This window comes from Chryseobacterium vietnamense (genome assembly GCF_031454475.1).
Classification (GTDB): domain Bacteria; phylum Bacteroidota; class Bacteroidia; order Flavobacteriales; family Weeksellaceae; genus Chryseobacterium; species Chryseobacterium vietnamense.
Genome location: NZ_JAVDQX010000005.1, coordinates 269195 through 284608, shown reverse-complemented (window position 1 = coordinate 284608; position 15414 = coordinate 269195). Strand labels below are relative to the sequence as shown.

Sequence of the window (15414 nt, the reverse complement as noted above, 5' to 3'; positions counted from 1 at the left end):
TAGATAAGATCAAATATAACCTTGCGACCATAGCGTTTATTTAATTTAATACATTTTAACGCAGAGTACGCTAAGATATTTCTAATATTTAAAAATGATCGCAATGGCGTTTCACTCAGCAATTAACAAACTGACACACTAGCTGAACGAAGGGCCTTTGCGAACGAAATAGATAAGATCAAATATAAACATTGCAACCATAGCGTTTATTTCAACTATTCAATAGTATTAGTTGATTATTAAAATGTATATTTTTTTCATTCAAACATATAACTCCCTCAGTTATAATTTATCAATCCTGTAGCAATACAGGATTTTTTCTTGAATTAACAATAACAATATGGCATAATTTAACTCACAATCCAAAATAATATCTAATAAATAATTATATTTGGAAAACGAAAATATCAATTATAAAAAAATGAGAAGAAACCTTACTGTTTTATTTGCTTTATTGACCATAAGTTTTGCTTTTGGACAGGGAAAATACGGCAAATATCTGAATTCAAAGAAGCTTGCTTTGGCTTATAAGAGTGTGAAAGACCAAGATAAGGATGACTACTACCAACAATTCTACTGGCTGGTTAAAGCAGAGCAACTGAAAACTTATCCTCACCTTAAAGATATAAAACCTGTCGTTTTATATGAATTTGTAAAATATGTAAACCCTCAGAATCCGACCAAAAAACTGGATGCCAGAGGAAAAGAACTTAGAGCGACTGCAGAATTATCATTAAATCAATATTTTAAAAATAAAAAATTTGAAAATAATTCTGTTTTAATGTACAACCTTGAAACATATGTAGATCCTTCAAAAGGACAGTATTATACTAAGGTTGATCCGGAAAAAATCAAGGAACTTGTTCCGAAGGAATTATTTGCTTTCAACTCATTCAACAGAAATATAGGAGAAGAAAAAACCTACTATCTTTGGATTGACAAGAAAAAAGATGATCTGAATATTGTAGATATCATCCCTAGCGAAAAAGAAGACAAAGCTTTCTACGCAAGATTGAAACAATATCTTCCAAGCTATAAATTTTCAAAATACGTTCCTTCTGTAAAAAAGGGAAACAAGTCTGATAAAACAGATATCGAATATTATTATATCATGCCTTTTGAACAGAATACCGATAACATCGAATATAAAACAAAGGATTTCAAAACTTTTACCTTAAGCCAGTATAGAAAAGCCGGTGATGAATGGAAAGGAGTAGAAAAACCTAGAAAATAAATCAAAAAGTCCTGTGAAATTTCACAGGACTTTTTTAATTTTATATGGATTTCTTTATCTAAGAATCAAAGCGCTTAGAGTAAGCCGTTCTTCAAATCAAATAAGTCTGGGATTTTTTATAACCCAGCCGGTACAAAATGACAGAAGCAAATACACAACAGACATCCGTAAAAAAAATACTCCCCTTAATTCTGGCTACTGCTATTTTCATGCAAATGCTGGATTCCACAATCCTGAATACTTCTTTACCCGCTATTGCAAAAGATCTGAATGAGTCTCCACTCAATATGCAAAATGCTATTATCAGTTATGTTCTAACCCTTGCTGTTTTTATGCCAGCGAGTGGATTTCTTGCAGACCGGTTTGGGACAAAAAAAATATTTATATTTTCTCTGGTATTATTCAGTCTGGGTTCGCTGTTTTGTTCTTTGTCCCAAAACCTTACCCATCTTGTTATTTCAAGGGTAGTTCAGGGAGTTGGAGGAAGCCTGATGACTCCTGTCGGAAAACTGGCATTGATCAAAACATTTGACAAAAACGAACTGCTCAAAGCCATGAACTTTGCCATTATTCCAGCTCTCATTGGCCCTGTATTGGGACCATTAGTTGGAGGGTATATGGTAGATTACCTTTCGTGGCACTGGATATTCCTCATCAATATTCCGATTGGGGTGCTGGGAATTGTTTTGGGGTTAAAATTCATGCCCAATTACAAATCCGATGATGTTGATTTTGATTTGAAAGGTTTCCTGATTTTTGCAGCAGCTTCTCTCCTGCTTTCTGTTTCACTGGAACTTTTCGGAGACATTCAGAATATTACCCCTGTCTTATTGGTATTTATCATGGGATTCCTGTTTCTGTACTATTATTATAAACATGCAAAAAGAGGAGGAAATCCTATTTTCCCATTAAATCTGTTTCAGGTACGAACTTTCCGTGTGGGTATTGTAGGAAACCTGGCCACCAGATTAGGGATCAGTTCCGTTCCGTTGTTACTTCCATTGATGATTCAGATTGCCTATAAACAGTCTGCGGTAACTTCGGGCTGGATCATTGCGCCCATGGCTTTAACAGCAATATTTGGAAAATCCTCTGTAATAAAAATTTTAGATAAATATGGCTATCGTCAGACCTTAATGGTGAATACCTTCATTATCGGTACGCTGATCTGTCTGCTTGCCATTCCTGATATCCACACTTCTTTATATTGGTTTGTTCCCATTATTGCGATACTGGGCTTTTTCAACTCAATACAGTTCACTTCCATGAACACTATTTCCATTGCCGACCTCCGAAATTTCCAGACCAGCAGCGGAAACTCATTAATCTCCGTTAACCAGCAATTAGCAATCGGTTTCGGAATTGCCTTCGGACTGATTGTTTTAAAGCTGTTTGAAAATACAGATCTGATTAATGGCGAAATTCACAACGCATTCCGGTTAACCTTTCTCACAGTAGGAATATTAACAATTTTATCCGGATTGGTGTTCAGAAGGCTCCATATTTCGGATGGGAAAAACATGCAGTCTAAGGAGGAATAATCAGAAGTAAAGTCGTAAAATAACGAAACATAAGGCAGATCAATAAACAGTTCTGCCAATTTGCATTTTCTGTATTCTGCCCTTGCTACGAACTTAACACAGATCAATGCTTTTCGCAGATAAGTATGGTAATTTTGTTTACATAATCAACAATGTGATGGCAACTAAAAAAATAGAAATCGTAGTATCTCCAAGACCTGCACACTTTGTAGGCGATGGATTCAGGGTTCACAATTTCATTCCGGGAGTACCTGGATTGGATATGAAAAGAATGGACCCGTTTATTATGCTGGATTACAATTCAAAATTTCATTTCAATGGTTCAGACAGACCAAGAGGTGTAGGAGTACATCCGCACAGAGGCTTTGAAACGGTAACGATAGCGTATAGCGGAAAAGTAGAACACCATGACAGCGCTGGCGGCGGCGGTGTTATCGGAGAAGGTGATGTTCAATGGATGACTGCCGCCAAAGGAGTTCTCCATAAAGAATACCATGAAACGGAGTGGGCAAAAGAAGGAGGAATTTTTCAGATGGTTCAGCTTTGGGTGAATCTTCCGGCAAAAGATAAAATGAGCTGCCCAAAATATCAGGCTATTGACAACGCTGCAATGGAAAAAGTTGATCTGGGTGAAAATGGCTACATAGAAGTAATTGCCGGAGAATATGACGGCCATAAAGGACCTGCGAGTACTTTCACTCCCGTTCATATGATGAATGCCAAACTGAAAGCAGGAGGAAAGGCTGAGTTTAATTTCCCTGCCCATTTCAATACTGCAGCTCTGGTAATTGAAGGAAGCATTATCATTAATGAAGAAGAAACAGTTAAACCCGATCATTTTGCATTATTTAAAAATGAAGGTGAAACGTTTACTATCGAAGCCAAAGAAGATGCTGTGGTTTTAATCATCAGCGGCGAGCCTATCAACGAACCTATTTACCCTCATGGACCTTTTGTGATGAATTCCAGAGAAGAAATCATGCAGGCTTTTGAGGATTTTAATACCGGAAAATTCGGATACCTGGAAGATTAAAGATTTAAATTTATCTTAATCTTTGATTATTCCTTTTTTTATTAACTTTATATAATGGCAAACCTTATAGGTTTTAGAACCTATAAGGTTTAACTGTCTTTACACAATTTCCTCCTTTATAGGAAACGTGACACTTTTAGTACAAATATTATGAAACCAGAATTTGAAAATATACCTCTTGTAAAAGCCGAAAAAAGATTTGAAATAGAATTCAACGGACATTTTGCATTTATTGATTACCGCGAAACCATGCATCAGATTTCTTTAATACACACTGAAACAGAACCGGAACTGGCCGGAACAGGTGCAGCAGCTGCGGTAGTAGAGAAAACATTAAATTATATTGAAGAAAGCGGGAAAAAGCTTCTTCCATTCTGTCCTTATGTTTTCGCTTTTATCAGGAAGCATCCTGAATGGAAACGTATCGTGGATGAGAGATTTGAAGGCTATGATAAACTTTAAATTTCTATCAGCAATCATCAATTTATTTAAATAACATTTTAAAAAGTATCACATTATCATGTCAAATATTGGACTTATTATTGAAGAAAAAGCAGCAGATATCGGAAATTTCCTGGTAGGAAGACTTCTTCCTTTCCGTGAAAAAAGAGCCGTTGGACCTTTCGTTTTTATTGACCACATGGGACCTTCAGAATTGAAAGATTATCAGAATCTTGATGTTCCGCCACATCCGCATATCGGCTTATCTACATTAACTTATCTGCTGGAAGGCTCTATCTTTCATAGAGACAGTATCGGAAGCGCTATCGAAATAAAACCAGGTGCTGTTAACTGGATGACTGCCGGAAAAGGAGTGGTACATTCAGAAAGAACCCCTGAATATTTAAGACACAGTGATAAAAGACTTCACGGATTTCAGATCTGGGTAGGTCTTCCTAAGCATCTTGAACAGTCTGAACCTACTTTTCATCATATTGAAGCAGATGAAATTCCGGTTTGGGAAGAAGATGGTATCCAGTATAAATTAATTGCAGGAGAAGCATTTGGAAGAACGTCTGCAGTTCCGGTACACAGCAAATTATTTTTCATTGAAATCAAAACAAAAGAAGCAAAGAAAATAAGTATCGGAAAAGACCTTTACGGAGAAGCTGCCATGTATGTTCTGGATGGAACAGTAACTACCGATGGAAATTCTTATGGTTCAAAACAGCTGATGATCGCTAAAGATACCAAGCTTTGCGAATTTGAAATGAGCGAAAACGGAACGGTTTATCTTTTTGGTGGTGAGCCATTCGATGAAGAGCGTTTTATATTCTGGAATTTTGTTAACTCTGACAAGGAATTAATCGAACAGGCAAAGGTAAACTGGAATGATCAGAATCACGAAGCATTTCCTTTGGTTCCGGGCGATGAAAACGAATATGTTCCGCTACCTAAAGCTATTTTAAACAGAAAATAATTTCAGCCCAGCTTTATCAACCATGAAAATATTAGCATTTGCGGGAAGTACGTCTTCCACTTCTATCAACAGGGAACTGGTAAAATTTGTCCTGAAAGATTTTCAGGATGAGGAAATCAATCTGATTGACCTCAACGATTTCACTATGCCGGTATTCTCAGTAGATCTTGAAAAGAAAGGATTTCCGGATGAAGCCCATCAGTTTTTAAAAGCTATTGAAGAATGTGATGTGATTATTTGCTCTCTTGCAGAACACAACCGTTCTTACAGCTCAGCTTTTAAAAATGTCTTCGACTGGTCCTCAAGGATTAATGTAAAAGTATTTCAGAATAAACCCATGCTTCTGATGAGCACCTCTCCCGGAGGTTACGGCGGCGGAAATGTGATGAATACGGCAAAAACATTTTTTCCACAGTTTGCAGCAGATATCAAGGAAACTTTTTCATTGCCAAAATTCTATGAAAATTTTGATATGGAAAGCGGAGTCATCAATCCGGATATGCTGAATGATCTGAAAAGTAAGATACAAAACTTTAAAAACCAGGTAAAGTAAATGAATAAAGGGAGACTGGAGGCATTCAGTGATGGTGTACTTGCTATTATTATTACCATTATGGTACTTGAACTGAAAGTACCTGAGGGAAATAGCTGGACCAGTGTCAAACCTCTTCTTCCTAAGTTTCTGGCCTATATTTTCAGTTTTATTTATGTGGGAATCTATTGGAACAATCATCATCATTTGTTCCAGACGGTAAAGAAAGTAAACGGAACTATTCTCTGGGCCAATCTTCACCTTCTGTTCTGGCTTTCTCTGATGCCTGTTGCAACAGAATGGATCGGGACTACGAATTTCGCTAAAAATCCCGTTGCAGTTTATGGCATCGGCCTCATTATGTCGGCCATTGCTTACACCATTCTGGAGCATGTGATTATTCGTTGTGAAGGAGAAAATTCAAAGCTGAAAGAAGCTATTCATTCGAAATATAAAGAATATATCTCTATTGTATTTTATGTCCTGGGAATCGCTACTTCATTTTTTTATCCTTATATTGCCATAGGTTTTTATTATATCGTGGCTCTTATATGGCTGATTCCGGACAGAAGAATCGAAAAAACATTAAAAGAAAATTGATATGGAAACACACGAATATCCCAACGGAAACATTACTGTCATCTGGCAGCCTAAAAAATGTATCCACTCTGCCATATGTGTAAAAACACTTCCAAATGTCTACAATCCTAAAGAAAGACCCTGGATAAAAGCAGAAAATGCAAGTCCCGAAGAACTAAAAAATCAGATAGACTTATGCCCTTCAGGTGCATTAAGTTATAAATTCAATACAGAAAAATAATGGCGGTAACAGTAAAAGCAAGTTTAGGAAAAACAAAATATTATACAGAAGTAACAGCCGGCGAAAACACAATCATTACGGATGAACCGATTGATAAAGGCGGACAGAACAAAGGGTTTAATCCTCTGGAAATTCTGGCTACATCACTGGCAAGCTGTACGGCAGCTACATTGAGAATGTATATTGAAAGAAAAGAATGGGATGTGGAAAACATTAATGTAGAAGTAGAGCTTGAAAACTTTCCATTAACAAAAAGAGCAGTCTTCAAAAGAGATATCAGTTTTGAAGGGATTCTGGATGATGAGCAGCTGAAAAGACTGCACACCATTGCGGATGCATGCCCTGTTCATAAAATATTAACCAACGACATAGAAATATTAACTAAATTCTCATAACATGATCGAAGTAAAACAAAACAACGACGAAAAACACGGAAGTTTTGAAGCTTTCATAGATGGAAGACGCGCAGGAATGATGACATATACCTGGGCCGGAGAAGAAAGATTTATTATAGACCACACCGAGGTGGAAGAAGCTTACAACGGAAAAGGTGTAGGCAAGGAAATGCTTCTGGCAGCAGTAGATTTTGCCAGAAAAAATGATAAGAAGATTATTCCCCTCTGTCCTTTCGCTAAAGCAAGTTTCCAAAAAAGTGAGGAACTGCAGGATGTTTTAGTGAATTAATCACAGTATAACACCCTTACTATACAAACCTTTCAGAGCAACCTCTGGAAGGTTTTCTTTTTTAATTGAAACCATCGCTTAAAAGTAAATTATCCTTCACAATTTGTTTTGAAACCAACAGGAATTTAAATTCATGATTCACGACTGATCTTTTTTATATATTTGCTAAAATTTAAAAATCAAGCATGAATCCAGGAACTATCCTTTTGCTATTTGTTTTCGTTTATTTTATCGGCCTTTTGGTGATTTCTTATTTCACCAGCCGGAACTCCGATAACCAGTCTTTTTTTATCGGTAACAAGAAGAGTAAATGGTGGCTCGTTGCATTCGGGATGATAGGAACCAGCTTAAGCGGGGTTACTTTTATTTCCGTTCCGGGAACTGTTGGGAAAATGACCGGTTCCGAATATATTTACGGTGGTTTTGAGTACTATATGATGGTAATCGGGTTCTTCATCGGATATTTTATTGTAGCAGCGATACTTCTACCGCTTTATTATAAGATGAATCTTACCTCTATTTATACATATCTGGGGAAAAGATTCAATGTGGAGGCGCATAAAATCGGTTCGATCTTTTTTATAATTTCAAGAGCCATTGGAGCTACCGCAAGATTATATCTGGTAGTAAATGTTTTGCAGATATTTTTACTTCAAGGGTTGGGGGTTCCGTTTTGGGTAACCTCTCTTGTGCTGTTATTAATGGTACTTCTGTACACTTTTGAAGGAGGTGTTAAGACCATTGTTATTACAGATACCCTGCAGACTTCTTTTATGATTATCAGTCTTGTAGCATGTATCGTTTATATTTTGTCAAATCTTAATTTATCATTTGGAGAAGCATATACTATTCTGGAACAGAAAAACTACACCCATTTCATCAATTTTGATCCTAATTCCAAAACCTTTTTCCTGAAAACCATTCTGGGCGGAATTTTTATTACCATTGCTATGACAGGGCTGGATCAGGAAATGATGCAGAAAAATATCTCTGTAGATAATCTTAAGAATTCGAAGAAAAACATGCTGACCTTTGCAGGAACCCTCCTTATCGTAAATCTTGCCTTCTTATTCCTGGGAGGATTGTTATACCTTTTTGCTTTGCAACATGGTGCAGAATATGGAACTATAAATGGTGAAACAGTCACGAATATTTTCGGATTTAAAGATGCTTCCGGAAATATTAAAAACATAATGGGTGATGATCTTTTCCCGGCTTTATCGCTTCAAGGATACTTCCCTATGGCTATTTCTGTTATTTTTATTATTGGATTGATTTCTGCTTTATTTCCTTCGGCAGATGGAGCTCTAACTGCTGTAACCAGTTCATATTGTGTAGACTTACTAAACCTTAATGAGGATAAAACCAGAACTGAAAAAGAGAAGAAACGCCTTCGTATGAAAGTACACTTGATTTTCACTGTAGTTTTCTTTATTCTGATTATGGTTTTCAAAGCATTAAATGATAAATCTATCGTTTATCTGATCATGGAAATTGCAGGATATACTTATGGACCGCTTTTGGGACTTTTTGCTTTCGGAATTTTTACCAAGTTTCAGATTTCCAGAAAATACTCTATTCTTGCGGTGACTATTTTAGCTCCTGTATTAACTTATTTAATCAACCTGGCTGTTACCACTTATACAGATTATAAAATCGGAGTAGAACTCATTGTTCTTAACGGATTGCTGACTTTCATCGGTCTGTGGTTAGTAAAAAATAAACAACATTTAAGGGTCGTTTAGCGCTTATAAAACATAAAAGGGCTGCCTTCGATTGGAAGGCAGCCCTTTTTTTGGAATCAATGAATCAGATTATTCTTTAATCCATTTGATTGTTTTTTCTATGTTTTTAGATTTAACTTTAATCAGATAATCTCCCTGGACAAGGTGTGACAAGTCAAAAGTTCCTGTCTTATCATGATTCAATTTGTTATTGGCCTGAGTGAATACTAATTTGCCGCTTACATCGTATACCGTAATATCATATACTTCATTTGAATTGGTAAATTTCACATTCAGAAGTCCTTTGCTTGGATTAGGATACACTACAAACACATCTTTATTGGCCGCAATCTCATTTACTCCCAATGTCTGGGTAATCGTAAAGTTGATTGGATTAATGTTGTAGAAAACATTTGTTTCTGCAGCTACCATAATTCTTGCCTGGGTGGTATTTACGTTAGGAATAGTAACAGCTTCAGAACCATCATTCGGAGTGGAAGCCAGGATCAGCGTAGGATAAGTAAGCCCGCCATCTGTTGACAGATAAATATTGACAGTAGCTGCATTCACAGGAAATGCAGTTGTATTGGCGACATCCCATGTTACTGTCTGAGTAGAATTACCCGCCCAGTTTACTGCCGTAGCAGGTGCAGTTACATTAAAAGGTCCGGAATTTCCATCAACGGTAATAATAGCATCATCATTAGCTACTCCTGCACAACCTGCGTTATTATCTCTTACCGTCAGTCTGAATTCCATCGTTCTTGCATAAGATGGTCTAACCTCTCCTTTGGAAACTGTACCATTGATTACATCTGTAAGTTTTGGAAAATATCTGTAAGGAACGGTTACCGGTACGTATGACCTGAACAGAGGTGCATTTAATGTTGGTGCATTCCAGTCGCCAGCCGGCCCTACATCATTTTGCTCCCAGCTGTAAGTAAGTGGATTATTATCTAAATCTGTAGCAGAACCTTCCAATCTGAATGGTGTACTTTTCGGAATGGTATAATCTCCTCCTGCGTTTACTGTAGGAGCGAAATTGTTACTGGAAAGTGTGACCTGACATGTTGTTGACTGAACTTTTGTCGTAATCGATTGGTATGATTTGGTATGGAAAGTAGGAATACTGTTAGGGGCTAAATTATTTACACTTCCACAAATTCCTGCGTAAGCCATAATCGTAATTCCACTGCCTGGTTCTACAGCGTTGTTTGCACTTCGGTTTCCTCCTCCACAGCTTCCTGTTGTTGCATTAAAAGTATGAGGACCTCCAAACTGATGTCCTACTTCATGGGCAACATAATCAATATCGTAAGGATCACCAACAGGATTCGGTGAGCCGGTGATTCCTCTTCCTTTATTAGAGTTGTTACAGATTACTCCTAATCCGGCCAATCCACCACCTCCGGTACTGAAGGTATGTCCAATATCATAATTGGCATTTCCTATCAGCAGGTCAATCTGAGTCTGGCTTTCGTTAATTAATGTTCCGGCACTATCATTTCCTGTAAAAGGATCTGTAGCAGCACTGGTAAAGATAACATTGGTTTCAGTACCTACTAATACCAATCTTGATGCTACTTCCTGTTCGTATACTCCATTTACTCTGTTTACAGAAGTTACAATTGCAGAAAGCGTTTGCGCAACCGTAGGTGTTGCTGAACCCGTTGCAGCAATCGCATACTGGTGGGTACAGGCCACGGCAAACCTGAAAACTCTAATTTGAGTTCCTACGCTTGGAGCTACGGTTTTTTGTTCGCTTTTTTTTTCAAGTGAATAATCCTGATCATCTTTCAGTCCGCAAGTTCTTGGATTTTTATCAATCAAATCACTTTTTTTGTAAATGATGTAATTGTTGATATCCTGTTTTGCATAAGGATCTATATAAGAATCACCAGCCACTATAGATTTTATCTGCGCATGGAAACCCAATTCTGTAAAATCTAGTTTTATCGTAGCATATTTGTCATCAATTCCCTGTCCTGTAAAAGTGACAATCTGAGGAAACTGGCTGGCTAATCCCGGAGCCATCACGGAAGATTTCCAGATTCTGAATTTAGCTTTTGTACCGTCAGGCATTGGTAAAACAATAATCGGGGCATTATCTTTACGATCACTGTCTTTCAGTTCCGGAACTGAATTAAAATAACTTTTCATTCCAGCCACATCCAATGTATAGGTTAGTGACTTCTCCGGTTGTACGGTTCTGTTTTTAGGTTCAGCTTTAATGGATCTTTCATTAATTACTGTAAAAAAATCCTGTGCTTTTCCAGAGGAAACGGATATAATAAATATCCCCAAATAAAATAATTGTTTAATTTTCATATATAATGGTATGTAATTTTTATTCATCTAAATCATTAAACCAAAAAATAAAAATAACTAGTTAAAGGTTTATAATTCAATATTATTTGAATTATAAAATTAGTTAAATTTATCAAAATTACATATTAAAATTCAAAAAAAATTGATATTTGATAGTAAAAAATCAACAATCAACCTACCACAAAGCATTCAGCTCAATACGTGAATTTTCTTTATTAAAATAACTAATTTTATAGACTTTTGTATTTTAATTATCTTTGATCCGAATGATATAAATCTATTCAAAAATTAAACAAAATAAAAAGGAATAAAAATCAAAAAACCATGAAAAAAATTATCTCAATCTTCATTTTTTCATTAACATTTACACTCACGAGTGCTCAGGAAAATTTTGAAGTCTCAACATTAAGAATCGGACCGTTTAAAGTCTTTATGCCCAAGGTTGATGCTGAAAAAATTGCAGGAACAAAACTTACAAACTCTGATGGAGAGAAAAAAAATAGCGTAAAGTATAATGGAGAGATCATTCAAATTGATCTTTTTGACAATTATATTAATGAAGCCAATCCTAGTGTTTCTTCCATTACTTATATGACGACTACAAGTAAAAAATTTAAGACCAAAAGCGGAATCGGAGTTGGAAGCAGCCGCGATGACCTGATCAATACCTACCGAAATTACCCCAACTTCAGTGTACGTCCGGATTGGGATAGCAATGGCAAACCTATCAAAGATTCCGGTTATTTTAACATTGAAGACAGCCAGGCAGGAACGCTGTTAAGTTTTAAATTTGTTAACAATATAGTGACTGAGATCTCCGTTTATCTTAACGAAGGCTGTTAAAAGCGGAAAAATATTCAAATCATATAAAAATCCGGGGGTTATCACCAGACTTTGCATTTCCGTAAGCCGGTAAAAAATTGTAAATTCGCATACAAATAAATCAGATATAATGAGTAAAAGTATTGAAGAGTTAAAGGCTCTTACTACGCAGATCAGAAGAGACATTTTAAGAATGGTTCACGCTGTAAATTCAGGACACCCTGGTGGAAGCTTAGGTTGTACAGAATTCTTCACAGCCCTTTATGGTAAAGTGATGAACTATAAACTTCCTTTCACAATGGAAGGCAAAAATGAAGATCATTTTTATCTATCAAACGGACACATTTCTCCGGTATTCTATTCTACTTTAGCAAGATTTGGTTTCTTTCCTGTTGAAGAACTGAGCACTTTCAGAAAATTGGATTCGAGATTACAGGGACACCCCACTACACATGAAGGACTTCCGGGAATCAGAATCGCTTCAGGTTCTCTTGGACAAGGACTTTCTGTAGCACTTGGAGTGGCTCAGGGTAAAAAATTGGATGGTGATCAGTCTCTTGTTTACTCTCTTCACGGAGATGGTGAGCTTCAGGAAGGTCAGATCTGGGAAGCATTGATGTATGCAGCTGCCAAAAAAGTGGATAATATCATTTCTACTATTGACTACAACGGTCGCCAGATTGATGGTGATACGGATGATGTATTAAGCCTGGGAGATCTTCATGCTAAACTTGAAGCATTCGGATGGATTGTTTTGGAAGAAAAGAACGGTAATGATCTTGAAGCGGTGATTGCAATTCTTGAGAAAGCAAAAACAGAAACCGGAAAAGGAAAACCTGTTGCCATCCTTCTTCATACAGAAATGGGATACGGAGTTGATTATATGATGGGATCTCATGCATGGCATGGCAAAGCTCCTAATGATGAGCAGCTAGACACAGCATTCAAGCAATTGTACCTGGAAGCTCCGGCTGATTATTAATTATAAATGATAAATTATTATTGGTAAATGATTTTATAATGATCAATCTCTCATCATTTATCAATGATCAAAAACTTTAATAAAAAATGAAATATACATATACAGAAAAAAAGGACACTCGTTCAGGATTCGGAGCAGGATTAGCAGAATTAGCGGACAAAAATCCTAATGTAGTAGCACTTTGCGCAGACCTTATCGGTTCTTTGAAGATGGAGAAATTCATTGAGAAGGCTCCTGAAAGATTCTTTCAGATCGGTATTGCAGAAGCCAACATGATGGGAATTGCAGCTGGTCTTAGCATTACAGGAAAAATTCCTTTTACAGGAACTTTCGCTAACTTCTCTACTTCAAGAGTATATGACCAGATCCGTCAGTCTATCGCTTATTCTGACAAAAATGTAAAAATATGTGCATCTCACGCAGGTCTTACTTTAGGAGAAGATGGAGCTACTCACCAGGTTCTTGAAGACATTGGTATGATGAAAATGCTTCCTGGAATGACAGTGATCAACACATGTGACTACAACCAGACAAAAGCTGCTACGCTGGCGATTGCTGAGTTTGAAGGACCTGTATATTTAAGATTCGGAAGACCGGTAGTTCCTGTATTCATTCCGGAAGACATGCCTTTCGAAATTGGAAAAGGAATTATGCTTCAGGAAGGTACTGATGTAACGATTGTTGCAACAGGCCACCTTGTATGGGAATCTCTTGTAGCGGCTGATGAGCTTGAGAAAGAAGGTATTTCTTGTGAGGTTATCAACATTCACACGATCAAACCTCTTGATGAAGAGATCATTTTAAAATCTGTAGAAAAAACATGTAAAATTGTAACAGCTGAAGAGCACAACTATCTTGGTGGTTTAGGAGAATCTGTTGCAGGTATGCTTGCAAGAAGAAGACCTACAAAACAGGAATTTGTAGCGGTAAATGATACTTTCGGAGAATCTGCAACACCGGCAGAATTGATGAAAAAGTATAAAATTGATGCGGCTGCAGTAAAAGAAGCTGTAAAGAGAATTTTAGCTTAATATAAGCTATTTTATAGATACAAAACGCGGCGGTTTCTTCGAAACCGCCGCGTTTTTTGTTATGTATAGAACCACCCCGGCAAAAATTCAAAGAATTTTTGCCGCCCCTCCGGAGGGGAATAGTTATACACCATTTTTCATTGTATTAGTTTTTACCCTGATTATTATTGTTCCGGTTGATTCAAAGGTATCCCAACAGCGATGAGAACAGGGCACAAAATTTCTTTGATGTACTCATCTTCCCTTCTGTCGAAAGCTTTAGATCCGGAAAAGTAATTGCTGATTCTGTAGTTTTTTACGAACTGATTTCTCTTTTTCCCTATGGAATAATAATATCCACCTCTTTCATCATTCACAAAATAGGTCATTTCATCAAAGTTCATAAGTCTTTTGGAAAGCAATAGTTTTCTGTAAATACATTTTTCCGATTTATCAAAAATATATTTTACCGGAATTCTGAAAAGGAGGTCAAACAGGAAATAAATCATGTAAATAGCCCATAATCCTATGGCGATTTTAAACTGGTCGCCAGACACCTTCCCTTTAAAATAATATAAAATAACAGGAAGTGCAAGGATTCCCAATCCCAGCCACCATACCAGAGTGCGCAGGAAACTGTAATTGGGCATAAAGCTTATTTCGCTTCCGTTTTCTTCAAACTTATAGCGGTCTCTGATATCCATTCTCAGGATTATTAAGGTTCATAATATCTTCTGTCTCGTTGACCATTTTCTGAATTCCTTTCTGAGTAAGCGCCTGACCTATCGTAAGCTGCTTTTCTTTGCCATCAACTTCAAAATACATAGACAACACTACATTGGTAGTAATAAATCCCATATATTTTGTTGCCAGCACATGGAAATTTCTGAAGTTCTCCAAGGGATAGGTTCTTGCCGGAACAAAAATGGTATGTTTTCCCGTAATTGTTTTCCGGTCCATATCAATAATAAATTTCTTGGTAAAAAAATTGATCATAATAAGTACTACTACAGCGATAATAACATAACTGAAAGTTCTTACGCTATTAAAGAGCAATGCTGCTACGATCAGGAATATAATACACAGCACGGATACAAATACCGGCTGATTTTTAAAAATATATTGGTTTCCTTCCTGTTTATAAAATTGATAGTTGTTCATAATTAATGTAATTGTTCTTTATATTTTGTTTGAGATTGTGTTGCTATAAAAATATCTATAGAGATTGTAGTGTATAAGAGGCTTCTGAGACAATTATTTTATCGGGCTTCATATGTATATATT

The 15414-nt window shown here is 36.6% G+C and carries 17 protein-coding genes; 14 read left to right on the top strand and 3 right to left on the bottom strand.

What is annotated here, in order from left to right; all coding sequences use genetic code 11:
- The first annotated feature begins 391 nt into the window (after nt 1–391).
- The 11 genes from J2786_RS19795 (at nt 392) to J2786_RS19745 (ending at nt 9009) form a co-directional block, all read left to right on the top strand.
- Entirely contained in the window at nt 392–1234 is an 843-nt protein-coding gene (locus J2786_RS19795; RefSeq protein ID WP_047427954.1) for a hypothetical protein, read from the top strand.
- Between the two features lie 137 nt (nt 1235–1371).
- On the top strand, nt 1372–2775 hold the full coding sequence (locus J2786_RS19790; protein ID WP_047427956.1) for an MFS transporter: 1404 nt from the start codon (nt 1372–1374) through the stop codon (nt 2773–2775).
- A gap of 157 nt (nt 2776–2932) precedes the next feature.
- On the top strand, nt 2933–3808 hold the full coding sequence (locus J2786_RS19785) for a pirin family protein (RefSeq protein ID WP_047428590.1): 876 nt from the start codon (nt 2933–2935) through the stop codon (nt 3806–3808).
- Between the two features lie 150 nt (nt 3809–3958).
- A complete protein-coding gene (locus tag J2786_RS19780; RefSeq protein WP_047427959.1) occupies nt 3959–4270 on the top strand; it encodes a GNAT family N-acetyltransferase in 312 nt (103 codons plus the stop codon).
- A 58-nt stretch (nt 4271–4328) separates the two neighbouring features.
- Complete coding sequence (locus tag J2786_RS19775; RefSeq protein WP_047427962.1) at nt 4329–5228, top strand: pirin family protein; 900 nt, start codon at nt 4329–4331, stop codon at nt 5226–5228.
- A 22-nt stretch (nt 5229–5250) separates the two neighbouring features.
- Entirely contained in the window at nt 5251–5781 is a 531-nt protein-coding gene (locus tag J2786_RS19770) for an NADPH-dependent FMN reductase (protein WP_047427966.1), read from the top strand.
- The gene (locus tag J2786_RS19765; RefSeq protein ID WP_047427967.1) at nt 5782–6360 is read left to right on the top strand and encodes a TMEM175 family protein; all 579 of its coding nucleotides are present in this window, start codon (nt 5782–5784) and stop codon (nt 6358–6360) included.
- Nucleotide 6361: 1 nt separating this feature from the next.
- Nucleotides 6362–6580 carry a (4Fe-4S)-binding protein gene (locus J2786_RS19760; protein ID WP_047427970.1) on the top strand — a complete coding sequence of 73 codons (219 nt, stop codon included), beginning with the start codon at nt 6362–6364 and terminating at the stop codon, nt 6578–6580.
- Nucleotides 6580–6975: an OsmC family protein gene (locus J2786_RS19755; RefSeq protein WP_047427973.1), complete on the top strand. Its 396-nt coding sequence runs from the start codon at nt 6580–6582 to the stop codon at nt 6973–6975. Before J2786_RS19760 ends, J2786_RS19755 begins: the two co-directional genes overlap by 1 nt.
- Before the next feature lies 1 nt (nt 6976).
- Entirely contained in the window at nt 6977–7264 is a 288-nt protein-coding gene (locus tag J2786_RS19750) for a GNAT family N-acetyltransferase (RefSeq protein WP_171006298.1), read from the top strand.
- Between the two features lie 185 nt (nt 7265–7449).
- On the top strand, nt 7450–9009 hold the full coding sequence (locus tag J2786_RS19745) for a sodium:solute symporter (protein WP_047427976.1): 1560 nt from the start codon (nt 7450–7452) through the stop codon (nt 9007–9009).
- Nucleotides 9010–9078: 69 nt separating this feature from the next.
- Here J2786_RS19745 and J2786_RS19740 read toward each other — a convergent pair whose 3' ends face one another.
- A complete protein-coding gene (locus J2786_RS19740; protein ID WP_185097525.1) occupies nt 9079–11316 on the bottom strand; it encodes a reprolysin-like metallopeptidase in 2238 nt (745 codons plus the stop codon).
- Between the two features lie 324 nt (nt 11317–11640).
- Here J2786_RS19740 and J2786_RS19735 point away from each other — a divergent pair, with 324 nt between their 5' ends.
- The 3 genes from J2786_RS19735 to J2786_RS19725 all read left to right on the top strand — a co-directional run bounded on the left by J2786_RS19735 (nt 11641) and on the right by J2786_RS19725 (nt 14151).
- Nucleotides 11641–12159, top strand: coding sequence for a hypothetical protein (locus tag J2786_RS19735; protein WP_047427979.1), 519 nt, complete (start codon nt 11641–11643; stop codon nt 12157–12159).
- A gap of 76 nt (nt 12160–12235) precedes the next feature.
- On the top strand, nt 12236–13120 hold the full coding sequence (locus J2786_RS19730) for a transketolase (RefSeq protein WP_226798753.1): 885 nt from the start codon (nt 12236–12238) through the stop codon (nt 13118–13120).
- Between the two features lie 86 nt (nt 13121–13206).
- Nucleotides 13207–14151, top strand: a complete 945-nt coding sequence (locus J2786_RS19725) for a transketolase family protein (RefSeq protein WP_047427986.1) — start codon at nt 13207–13209, stop codon at nt 14149–14151.
- Nucleotides 14152–14315: 164 nt separating this feature from the next.
- Here J2786_RS19725 and J2786_RS19720 read toward each other — a convergent pair whose 3' ends face one another.
- A complete protein-coding gene (locus J2786_RS19720) occupies nt 14316–14834 on the bottom strand; it encodes a hypothetical protein (protein ID WP_310026454.1) in 519 nt (172 codons plus the stop codon).
- Nucleotides 14812–15291, bottom strand: a complete 480-nt coding sequence (locus tag J2786_RS19715) for a hypothetical protein (RefSeq protein ID WP_052186829.1) — start codon at nt 15289–15291, stop codon at nt 14812–14814. Before J2786_RS19715 ends, J2786_RS19720 begins: the two co-directional genes overlap by 23 nt.
- Between the last annotated feature and the right edge of the window lie 123 nt (nt 15292–15414).

What these genes read in the sequence shown, in the direction of transcription:
- J2786_RS19790 (WP_047427956.1), top strand. Translation starts at nt 1,372, where the DNA reads ATGACAGAAGCAAATACACAACAGACATCCGTAAAAAAAATACTCCCC.
- J2786_RS19785 (WP_047428590.1), top strand. Translation starts at nt 2,933, where the DNA reads ATGGCAACTAAAAAAATAGAAATCGTAGTATCTCCAAGACCTGCACAC.
- J2786_RS19780 (WP_047427959.1), top strand. Translation starts at nt 3,959, where the DNA reads ATGAAACCAGAATTTGAAAATATACCTCTTGTAAAAGCCGAAAAAAGA.
- J2786_RS19775 (WP_047427962.1), top strand. Translation starts at nt 4,329, where the DNA reads ATGTCAAATATTGGACTTATTATTGAAGAAAAAGCAGCAGATATCGGA.
- J2786_RS19770 (WP_047427966.1), top strand. Translation starts at nt 5,251, where the DNA reads ATGAAAATATTAGCATTTGCGGGAAGTACGTCTTCCACTTCTATCAAC.
- J2786_RS19765 (WP_047427967.1), top strand. Translation starts at nt 5,782, where the DNA reads ATGAATAAAGGGAGACTGGAGGCATTCAGTGATGGTGTACTTGCTATT.
- J2786_RS19760 (WP_047427970.1), top strand. Translation starts at nt 6,362, where the DNA reads ATGGAAACACACGAATATCCCAACGGAAACATTACTGTCATCTGGCAG.
- J2786_RS19755 (WP_047427973.1), top strand. Translation starts at nt 6,580, where the DNA reads ATGGCGGTAACAGTAAAAGCAAGTTTAGGAAAAACAAAATATTATACA.
- J2786_RS19750 (WP_171006298.1), top strand. Translation starts at nt 6,977, where the DNA reads ATGATCGAAGTAAAACAAAACAACGACGAAAAACACGGAAGTTTTGAA.
- J2786_RS19745 (WP_047427976.1), top strand. Translation starts at nt 7,450, where the DNA reads ATGAATCCAGGAACTATCCTTTTGCTATTTGTTTTCGTTTATTTTATC.
- J2786_RS19740 (WP_185097525.1), bottom strand. Translation starts at nt 11,316, where the DNA reads ATGAAAATTAAACAATTATTTTATTTGGGGATATTTATTATATCCGTT.
- J2786_RS19735 (WP_047427979.1), top strand. Translation starts at nt 11,641, where the DNA reads ATGAAAAAAATTATCTCAATCTTCATTTTTTCATTAACATTTACACTC.
- J2786_RS19725 (WP_047427986.1), top strand. Translation starts at nt 13,207, where the DNA reads ATGAAATATACATATACAGAAAAAAAGGACACTCGTTCAGGATTCGGA.
- J2786_RS19720 (WP_310026454.1), bottom strand. Translation starts at nt 14,834, where the DNA reads ATGGATATCAGAGACCGCTATAAGTTTGAAGAAAACGGAAGCGAAATA.
- J2786_RS19715 (WP_052186829.1), bottom strand. Translation starts at nt 15,291, where the DNA reads ATGAACAACTATCAATTTTATAAACAGGAAGGAAACCAATATATTTTT.